The organism is Blastocatellia bacterium, from assembly GCA_025054955.1.
Classification (GTDB): Bacteria; Acidobacteriota; Blastocatellia; order HR10; family J050; genus JANWZE01.
Window position 1 is genome coordinate 1 of sequence record JANWZE010000140.1, and the last position, 10,133, is coordinate 10,133.

General features: G+C 53.3%; 10 protein-coding genes and 1 pseudogene. All 11 read right to left on the bottom strand.

The window, feature by feature from the left end; translation table 11 throughout:
- Positions 1-707 (bottom strand): GntR family transcriptional regulator (locus tag NZ823_17080; protein MCS6806842.1); only part of this gene is annotated, 707 nt, incomplete at its 3' end.
- Between the two features lie 43 nt (positions 708-750).
- Positions 751-2,058, bottom strand: a complete 1,308-nt coding sequence (locus NZ823_17085; protein MCS6806843.1) for a hypothetical protein — start codon at positions 2,056-2,058, stop codon at positions 751-753.
- Between the two features lie 636 nt (positions 2,059-2,694).
- Positions 2,695-3,207: pseudogene (locus NZ823_17090) on the bottom strand (NYN domain-containing protein).
- A gap of 398 nt (positions 3,208-3,605) precedes the next feature.
- Positions 3,606-3,920 carry a hypothetical protein gene (locus NZ823_17095; GenBank protein MCS6806844.1) on the bottom strand — a complete coding sequence of 105 codons (315 nt, stop codon included), beginning with the start codon at positions 3,918-3,920 and terminating at the stop codon, positions 3,606-3,608.
- The gene (locus NZ823_17100) at positions 3,920-4,300 is read right to left on the bottom strand and encodes a hypothetical protein (GenBank protein MCS6806845.1); all 381 of its coding nucleotides are present in this window, start codon (positions 4,298-4,300) and stop codon (positions 3,920-3,922) included. Before NZ823_17100 ends, NZ823_17095 begins: the two co-directional genes overlap by 1 nt.
- Positions 4,301-4,714: 414 nt before the next feature.
- A complete protein-coding gene (locus NZ823_17105) occupies positions 4,715-5,224 on the bottom strand; it encodes an HNH endonuclease (GenBank protein ID MCS6806846.1) in 510 nt (169 codons plus the stop codon).
- 15 nt (positions 5,225-5,239) lie between these two features.
- Positions 5,240-5,614 (bottom strand): hypothetical protein, encoded by a 375-nt coding sequence (locus NZ823_17110; protein ID MCS6806847.1) that lies wholly within the window; start codon positions 5,612-5,614, stop codon positions 5,240-5,242.
- Positions 5,615-5,931: 317 nt separating this feature from the next.
- The gene (locus NZ823_17115) at positions 5,932-6,234 is read right to left on the bottom strand and encodes a cupin domain-containing protein (protein ID MCS6806848.1); all 303 of its coding nucleotides are present in this window, start codon (positions 6,232-6,234) and stop codon (positions 5,932-5,934) included.
- A gap of 74 nt (positions 6,235-6,308) precedes the next feature.
- The gene (locus NZ823_17120; GenBank protein MCS6806849.1) at positions 6,309-7,274 is read right to left on the bottom strand and encodes an EamA family transporter; all 966 of its coding nucleotides are present in this window, start codon (positions 7,272-7,274) and stop codon (positions 6,309-6,311) included.
- An 80-nt stretch (positions 7,275-7,354) separates the two neighbouring features.
- The gene (locus NZ823_17125) at positions 7,355-8,407 is read right to left on the bottom strand and encodes an alcohol dehydrogenase catalytic domain-containing protein (GenBank protein MCS6806850.1); all 1,053 of its coding nucleotides are present in this window, start codon (positions 8,405-8,407) and stop codon (positions 7,355-7,357) included.
- A 440-nt stretch (positions 8,408-8,847) separates the two neighbouring features.
- Entirely contained in the window at positions 8,848-9,909 is a 1,062-nt protein-coding gene (locus NZ823_17130) for an Ldh family oxidoreductase (GenBank protein MCS6806851.1), read from the bottom strand.
- Positions 9,910-10,133 lie beyond the last annotated feature (224 nt).

Sequence of the window (10,133 nt, forward strand, 5' to 3'; positions counted from 1 at the left end):
GTGGTCGCGCGTATTTGCTCATCCTGGAGCAGTAAATCACGAGCGGCCCCGATATGAACGGCCATGATCTGAGCAGCCGTCTGCGCGTCTTGACGACGCATCGCTTCAATCAGTTGGGCATGGTGTTGATTGGATTGGATCAGTTGCTCCTTGCTATACCAAAAGAACGAGCGAAAAATCAGCGGCAGCTCGACCACCTGCGGGATCAGGGCGAGCAGTTGTGAGTTGCGACTGGCCTGAATGATGATGTGATGAAACTGGTTATTCTTGCTGGTTAGAAATCGAACTTTTTCCGACCGCACTTCCTCCGACGGCCACTCTGACCGAATGCAAGCTTCCATCTCTTCATACAATGCTTGCAATTGATCCAATTCGTCGGGCGTGATGAACTGAGCGGCTTGCTGGGCAGCGTACCCTTCCAACAAAATGCGGAGGTCGTACAGCTCTTTGACTTCGGTCGGCGTAAAGGCGCGCACCATCGTCCCTTTCTTGGGAATGGATTTAACAAGCCCTTCCGTTTCGAGCATCGCCAGCGCTTCGCGAATCGGCGTGCGACTGACGCCCAGTTGGTGTGCGATCCGTTCTTCAACCAGTCGTTCGCCAGGTTTCAAGACGCCGTAGACAATGGACTCTCTGAGCGTACGGTAAGCTTCGATCGTGTCCAATCGTTTTCTCGGCAATCGCGGTAAGCGTGCAATTTCACTCATACGTATTCCCCCTCTGTTGAAGTCTCTTCGGCACGACGGCCGTTCATGCACACGGAAACCGTTCGCGTAGCCAGTGGGTCACCGTTTGCATGGTCTGTTCGCGTTGATTGCCTTGGCCGGCCTTCGGCCCTTCAGGCGTGAACCAATGTCCAGCGCCTTCGATGAGGATATATTGTTTATCGGAACTGGCTGTGGCTTCGAAGATCGCTTGCCCATCGCTCGGTAACACTTCCACGTCAGCCGTGCCATAAACCATCAGTACGGGAACCGTGATGCGTCGGCTCACGTCAATCGTCGAGGCATTTGATGAGAGTCCCGACCATGAACTCAACCAAGCGCGCGGTGTCAGATAGCGGGCATAACCGTACTCGGTGAAGTTGAACACTTCCGGCTCAGAAGAGCGCAACGAGCCGCGCAGCCGATCACTCGGATCGAGCGAAAGATCAACGCAAATCGGATTAGCCATGGTGCGGTGAATCAGCAGGTACTTACCCAAGACGGCCTGCCGCTTGATATGGAGTTGCTGCTCAGGACTCAATCGGCTGAAACTGCTATCGGTCATCAGTTGTTTGTAAAAATTCTGACGCGCGATATGATCGCGCGCAATCGCATCAATGCGAGCGACGCGCGCGCGTTGAGCTTGGCGATATCGAGCAATGAACTCGGCGCTATAGCGTGTCGGTTCAGGCGGAAATCGAAAGCCGTTGGCCGGATTGTACATGTCTAACGTCGGATCACAGGAGAGCGGATCGTTCTCGTCAATCACCGACGGGTCAATGTTCATCATGAGAAACTTGCCTTGTCCGATATGAGCGGCTAAATGGATCAGCCCATCGGCTGGCGGCAGATCATACTGATTCAAGTCAGGTGGATCACCTGCCGGCGTGTGCTTCAACCGGTCTGGCGGCGCCGTCTGTGCTTGCGATTGATAAAACGAGAACAACGCGCCGCCGCCGCTTGCGCCCAACAAAATCACCCGCTCGTAATCACGATGCTGCTTCAGGAAGCGGATGCCGGCTGCAATATCTAACAAGATCGTCTCATGGATCGTGTCTACATCGTTACCGGTGTAGCGATTGTTGTGACCGAACGCAGCAAACCCAGCTTCGACTAGATAGGGAATGGCATAGTGACGCGTGTTATCGGTCCGCTGGTGCATAATGACGACAGCCGTCTTGGGGTTCCCTTTTTTATACAGGATGCCCCACGAGACGCCTTTGTCTTCAGCTTGCACTTGAACGATCTCGTGCTCAATCCCTGGCGGCAACGATGAATAACTGAAGAGTGTTGTGACCGTTTCCAATCGTTGTTTCTTGAAGCGTTCTTCGAGTTCTTTTGGCGATTCAATCATCGTGTTTCCCTCCGAACAATGCAGGCACAGATTTACGGATCAACGGATTCTCACTCAGTAAATCGGTGAATCAGTGCCTGTTTTTCATCGTTTCTCCCGCGTCGCCACCAACTTCGTGGCGTGTTGAGGCATAGGGGCGATTCCTCGGAAAACCTCCAAGCTCAGCTTGCGCCGGAGGCGCAAACAGCAGCTAGCCAGACGTGCAACGTCTCCAGCAGCAGACCAAACAATCGTGGCGCGTCTGCAGTCGCGCCAAGCCATGGGTGCTCACGGCGAGCAGTTCACCTGCATGAACGACCCACTGGGAGCACTGCTGGCGCCTCTGCAAGGCGCCTTGGGAATTGGGGATGATGTCCGACCAGATGTTTCACGTCTGGCTACCCTCTGGCGGCGTCTAACGACGCCGCGTCCCGAGATCGCTCCTCTAAAATAACCATTTTCATGCTTCGTGGTGTGCTTGGGCTCATGGGCGATTCTCAGTGCCATTGACTCAAACGCAATGACTTCTGTGTAGGCTGCCGATATAGAGTTCAATTTTGCAAAACCGAAAATTTGAATTGACAAGGTATGTTATGAATTGTAGTGTACATCGCGTGATAACACTCTGGAGTATCCTTCGGGATAGCTCCAGATTTTTTATAGTTGCTTGATCTCTTCCTTGAGTTTCCGAAGATCAATGAATTTGGCCCGCTCCAGAAGTTCCCGAGCGACGTGACCTCTGGTGGAGGCGACGATGATGCGCTTTCCGTGACGCTTGAGTCTGTTAATAGGGGTTGCAAAATCGCTGTCTCCTGAAAGAAGGACAGCGGTATCCTAGTTGTTCATAGTGTCAACCATTTCAAACGTAAGCTCGATATCGAGATTGGCTTTCCATTTGTAACTACCTTCGCCGGACTTGATCTTCTTGACCACCTTTGTGCCAACGATGTGCCCGTTGATCTCAAGCATATCAAGAAACTTCAACTGCCGCGTGATGTGCTCGTCTTTGCCGCTGTAAGCAAACACCTTCACATGCTCGCCACATTCCCGTTTCAGATAGGTCATCAGTCGCTCGTATGAAATCTTCCAGCCCAATGTCCGCTGGCAGTAGAAAACGTTCTCCACATCTATGAAGATGTATACCCTTCCGGTGATAAACTGACGCAACATTTTGGTGACGTCATCATAAGCACCGCAGGAAACAACAGAAAACCGACCAAAGGCTTGGCCATTGGGCCACCACTGAAGCCCGTGGGCCGTGTCACCAACGCTCTCTTCCCTCTAGGTTCGGTTGACGCAAGTTTCTCATATTCCACTGCTCAATCCATGCGGATCATTTCTCCTACGGAAATAGAATTTTCATCGTTCGTTGTGGGCTCATTGTCCATGAGTGAGTCCTCTGAAAAATAACTAATTTCATCCTTCGTGGTGTGCGCGGAGCACACGGGCAATTCCGAAAGTATACTTTTTGCCGTTGATTACATCTGCGAATACTTGGAGTTTAGAGGGGAGCGAAAGATATTTTTAAGGGGATTAGATTTTGCTACATCCATGAGTTTCTCTCCCTTTTATGGCTCGCGAATGGTTTCTACGGTATATAACTTATCCAATGCTTCGCCCATTTCTTCAAAGCTAGTCCATGCAGCACCCCGCGCTTCCTCAATGGCGGCATTTACTTCTTCTATTGCTTGATTTGCTTGTTGCAGGCTCTCTTCGTATTTCTCTAGTTTGCTCTCAAGCTGTGCCTTTACATTCTCCATGTCTTCGATTCTCTCGCACGTGGAGAGGCTAAAGGGGAGAACAAGTGACACGATAATGAGAATCCACAAACCGACGGTTGAGCCTTTAGGATTAGAATATCTGTCCTCCATATTGATGCCCATTACGGATCCCCGCTCGCTTGGCCAATATACTGCCATTCACGAGGGTGTGCCGAGACGTACTTCCAATACATCTGGCCCGTCCAGCGATCGTGTACCAAAACGATGTTATCTATTGTAATAACACGGTAGCGGTACATGTGAGCATAGAGCAACATCAAGCAAATCAATATAAGTAGAATAATAGTTTGCATGGTGAAAATTTTCTTGAGGGTGGCCAGTATTTCTTCTTTCGATAAAGGCATTTTAACAGACCTCCACACACATTCAGGCTCAAAGTAGGTTTGCCATTGGACAGCGGGAAACTCCGCTGAAACAGCTTCTGAATAATAAGCGATGGGCTCATCTGGTAGAAATATCAAAATAACGTTCTTTTCGGGCAATAAAAACCCTGCTCAGGTGAACGGTGTCGCCTTTCGTCACAAAGACGCTTTGGAGAGAGTTCCCTTTTTTGGCGCAGGGCGACAGAGAGATTTGGCACAGTTTCGGGAGTGTCTTTTTTGCCTTCGAAGACAATGCGTTCATCAATGGCGAAGCAATTGGTGTAAGAGGTGGCATAGGGTTTTGGGCTCAGGTGCTGAGCACGACCCGCCGGAAAACCTCAGCGGACCTCATTTGAGACAGCTTGGATGACATCTTCAAGTAGCCGTGGTTGAATCCGACAGTTGACTTTCTCAGCAGAAGCTAGATCGAGGATCTCGCTCAAATCCTGGCACACTCCACCTGGGTGTGATGATGGCGACTTGCCTTACAACTGCACCGGCCGTTCTCCTTACCACAAGATCACCGCATCGCCGTTAGCCACCTTCAGTTTCGGATTGAATTTGGGCAGTGACGGCTTGAAGTAACGCGTCGAGTTCCTCAATGCGCTGACGTAACGCTTGCTCACGCTCACGGGCCACACGTAATTCGTCTTGCCGCTGCTTCAGTTCCTGCTGATTTAGGCGATAGGTGACCAGTGCGGGACGATTCAATCGTAACCGCTCGATAAGAAATTGGCCCTCCGGTGTCGAACCTGTCAGATAGCCATCAGCTCCTTCATGCAGATGTAGGGTCAAATCATCTTGTCGAGGATGGAGCAAACGAATCTGGGGCGCGTGCGTTTCATGCCAGTAGCTTCCCTTGTGCGCGTTGCATTTGGAACAGCAATAGACCAGGTTGTCGAGCTGATCACTCCCACCCTGAGAGGTCGGCCGGTGATGGTCTATTGTCAACTCAGCGCCGACATCTTCTTCGCGAACCCCACAATAACCGCAGCGGAATTGGTAAAGGTAACGAACCGCATCACGAACTTCATCAGACAGCACATTGTGTCTCCAGCCTTAGGGTGAGGCCAGTAACTGACGGCCGGTCACAGCGCGATATTCCTCACAGAGCGCGGCTCGCTCCGTACGGAGGTGGTCGAGGTACTGCCGCGCCTCGCTCAGCAAGCGCTCTTGTTTAGCGAGAATCGCCGCGAGTCTTTCATTCTCCACTTCAACTTGGCGCCTCTCTCTAGCCAGCTCTTCTTGTTTCACTCGCATCTGCTCGATGGCTGGACGCAAAGCGGCTGCTTCTTCCGCATCGAGTTCGGCTACCAGCGCCCGAAGTGCTTCGGCTTCTGCTTCGCTTAAGCTCCCTTGCGCCTCACGTTGGCGTAGCCTGTCAAACTGCCGTTGTTTTTCATCACTCCACATGGTGTTCTCCGCTTGTTCCATATCAGACTACTGCTCCAACTGGCTTCTAGTCAAGCGAGTTGTTGTCCACCCGATTTTAGGATTTCTCTCCTGAAAATGGCCAACAGAGGTCACAAAAGGCACCGAGCGAGCAGAGGACTTTCGGTGGACTCTGTGACCTGCGCGACGTCATTTTCATCGTTCGTGGTGTGCTTGGGCTCATGGGCGATTCCGAACATTACCACCGATGGCACGGATTCACACGGATGGAAAATTATTCGTCTCCATCCGCATTCACCCGTGGTGAGATGATCGTTTCTCGGCGTTGTGGTTACAATATGAACAACCGCTCCGAAATGCTACGGTCGCGCCGGACTGAGCACCTCCACGACTGAGAGTTCTTCCAGTACATCGAGGCCATAAACACAACCCTGCGGCAAGTAATAACTATCGCCCGCGCCGGTGATGTATTCCCGTCCGTCAATTGTCCACTTGGCTTTCCCTTTTACCACGAATCCTGCAATGTCTACAGGAAAATCATGCGGATCGAAATGGAATCCGGCAGGGATATTCTCCCACAATCGCATTTCCATGCGCGGACCTTTCACGTGAATTTTTTCACCAAAACGACCGCGTTGCGCCTCTGCGTCTTTGACAATCATGAACGTCTCCTTGAAGGTGTTTTCCAAAACCGAACACACAGCACGAGCAATCGCCAAGCCCGCTTGATGAACGATTATGCTGTCGCTTTTTCAGTTGGTTTGAAAATCTGCACGAGCGCCACGCCAACCGTGACCATGATAATGCCGATGACCATCTGCGCATTGAGTTGTTCACCGAGAAACAAGAATGCCAACGTTGCCGCTACCAACGGTGTTAGCGAACTCAATGCGTAGGCGCGAGTGACGCTCAGGTATTTGAGCGAGGTGAACATGCCATACAACCCGACAATGCCTGAGAGAGCGCCGCCGGCCAACAACGCCAACCAATTCTGGACCGATGTTTCCCACAAGGCGCTCAGCCGCCCGGCCAGCATCAACCCGATCAACGCGACCACTTCGCTCGCCAGCGTGTTGACCAGAATGCCGGTGGATTGATCAGCCCCGTGCAGTTGACCGAGTCGCCAAAAGACGCCTGATACACCAAAGGCGATGGCCGTGAACAGCGCCAGCGGAATCGCGTAGTACCACTGACCCGTCACCGGCGTGCCGGTGAGTCGCCCCAGACCGAGCACAACCAATCCGGTCACCACCAGAGCGACGCCCAGCAGGCTTTTCGCGCCAAACCGCTCACCCAAGTATAACCAACTGGCCAACGCGCCCCACAAGATAAACGATTGCTGAACTGGGATAGTGATGGCCACACCACCCAGTTGCAGCGCATAGAAGTAGGTGAACAGTCCCAACGTGGCCAGCACGCCGGGGACAATAAACAAGATGATCCCCTTTCGCCCAATGTAGTGCGGTGAATGCGGCTGAAGCTGCCCGAATGTGTTTCTGCGGTACATTAACACGATCGCCAGGACTAACGACGGAATGCCACGAATCAACGGGCCGATCAACGGATCGGCGCCTTTGACCGCATGCGCTTCAAAGACGTTGGCCGAAGCGTAGCCAAGCACGCCCACTAATGCCCATAGCTCGCCAACTTCCACGAGCGACCTTCGCTGTTGAACAAGAACAGTGCCTTCCGTTTGATTCATCAGCAAACCTCACACACGCGGAAAGCACAGCGATGCGCCTTCTTTGAAACAATCCCTTCCGTTTGACTCATCAGTAAGTCTCACAGCTTCACCACCACACGCTGGATTTCTCCAGATGGTTTATTGGCCAACTCCTGTGGCAATTCTTCAAGCGTAATGACTCTGGAAATCAACGGACGAAGCGAAATCGAACCATCGCTCAGCAAGTTGACGGCGTGGCGAAAATCGCTGTGCGTTTTCCCTTCGCTGCCCACCACGGCAATTTCTTTATAATGGACATGGTTCCAATCAAGCTCAAGCGTGCCTGGCGGATATTGAGCCGAGTAGAGCACGACACGTGCGGCTTTGCCGGCCATAGCAAGGCCGTTTTGACCGGCAGCCTTAGTTGCTGCCGCCACGATCACCGCATCGGCGCCGCGCCCGTCGGTGAAATCCTTGACGAACTGAACCGGGTCCTCAGCCTGCGGATTGACGGTGGCGTCGGCGCCGAGTTGCTTAATCCAATCGAGCCGCTGCTGATCCACATCGCTGACGATCACCATAGCGCCATGTAGCTTGGCCAGCAGCAGGTGCATCGCGCCCATCGTTCCAGCGCCAATAATAGCGACGGTCTCGCCCGGCGCGATCTGAGCTTTGTTGATACTATGAATGCAACAGGCCAACGGTTCGATCAAACTGGCCTCTTCCAAATCAACGTGCTCGGGCAGCTTGACCACCTGCTCCCTCAACGGCGTTGTGTACTCAGCAAAGCCGCCGCCGATGATCACGTATTCAGATGGCTTTCTCGGTTCGTAAACGCGCACGCACAAATTATTATGACCTTTGAGGCAGTAGTAACACTGGCCACACCGATTGACGTGATCCATGGCGACGTGGTCGCCGGGTTTTAATGTGGTCTCCGCTTGGCCGACTGATTCGACAATGCCGGCAAATTCATGTCCACCGATGGTCGGATAGAGCGCCAGATCACCAGCAAAGACGCGACGCTCGGTCGTGCAAATCGCAGCAGTTTTGACACGAACAAGCACCTCGCCAGGCTCCACCGACCACCGCTTGATCTCCTGCAGCGACGCCGTCTTCGGCGCGGTGATGACGACGGCTCTCATCAATTCGGAATTCACTTGTCTCTCCATCTTTTTTGATCACACAAACAACAATGTCACGTCAAAGCGAAGCTCGATTGCCGCTTCTCTGCCGACACAGCCGATTATTGGAGCACATTCCAATTTGCCAAATCAACCCAGCTTGAAAATAACCATTTTCATCCTTCGTGGTGAACGTAAGTTCATGGGCGATTCCTGACTTTTTGGAGTGCGCCGGCAGAGCCAAGCGCCGACGGCGCTTTCGCTCCCAACACTACGCACCAGGCCAAAGCGGCGTCGCGCCCTGCGGGCTTGCCGCCGCACTCCAAAACGCATGCTCATACGCTCCTGACTTTATCTTGGAGTGCGCCGGCAGAGCCAAGCGCCGACGGCGCTTTTTCCTCAGAAAAAGTGGCACGGGCGTCCCCGCCTGTGATCTATATCTCATCGTTTCTCCCGCGTCGTTACAACGCTCTGAAGAACTCTTCCGATCAAAACGGGGGCGTCACGCCCAACTCCAATCCAAGGCTCGTGAGGTTTTGTCTGAGCGCCGCATGGAGAGGAATGCCCTCTGCTCGTCTCTGTTGTTCTGCATCGTGCTCAATTTCGCCGGGCACGTAGATACGGTCGCCGCTCGCGGCAAGCGGGCTGTGTTTGATGGTAGTAATCAGCTCGTCAATACGTTCACAGAAATCGTTGTAGTCAATGAAAGCTTCAATACGAACGGCTGCCAGCAGATGACCGCATCGTTGCGGCTGGGCTTTTTCGTTCCATGCGGGAAGATGATTGGCAAAGGCGCCGCCGGTGAGAACGCCGGTCAGAATATCAACCATCAAGCTGAGGCCATAGCCTTTGTATCCGCCGAGCGGTTGAATGAGACCGCCATCCAGGGCAATCGCTGGATCATCGGTTGGCTCACCGTTTTTATCCAGCGCCCAAGTGAGCGGAATCTTCTTTCCCTGTTGCATAGCGATAAACACCTTGCCCCAAGCCGAGGCGCTGGTAGCCATATCCAGCACAATGGGAGGATAGGTTTTGGCAGGCACGGCGACGGAAAACGGATTGGTTCCTAATAGCCGCGCTTTGCCGCCCCACGGCGCCATCGAAGGCGGCGCATTGGTTGAAGCCAGTCCAATCATCTGATGCTCGACGGCCATGATGGAATAAAATGCCGCGGCTCCAAAATGACTGCTATTTCTGACGCCGACTACACCAACGCCCGTGTGCGCGGCTTTGTCAATGGCTAGCTTCATCGCTCGTGAGGCGACGACTTGTCCGACGCCGCTGGCGCCGTCTATGAGCGCGGTCGTCGCCGTTTCCGCGACAATGGTGGAGGGCGAAGTGGGATCAATGCCACCGAGCCGGATGCGCTCAGCATACTCGCTGAGCAAAACCAGGCCATGCGAATCCACACCGCGCAGACTGGCCCACACGAGCGAGCGCGCTGTCAGTTCAGCGTCAACCTCAGAGAGGCCGAGCTTGCGCAAACACTCGACGCCGAAGCGCAGAAGCTGATCTGAGGCCACGTGTATGACATCAGGCTGTGACATCATCTCTCCTCACCTGAACCATAGAATATCACCCCGTCCGACACGATTATCGTGTATGACATCAGGCTGTGACATCATCTCTGCTGACGTGTGGGATTGATCACCTCGAGCGCTTCATCAACGGAAGCATTCTCGTGAATGACTTTGAGGAATGCCTTGACCATGCCCGGTGGATTGGCATGTGTCCAGATGTGCGGCCCGATAGCGATGCCGACAGCGCCGGCTTC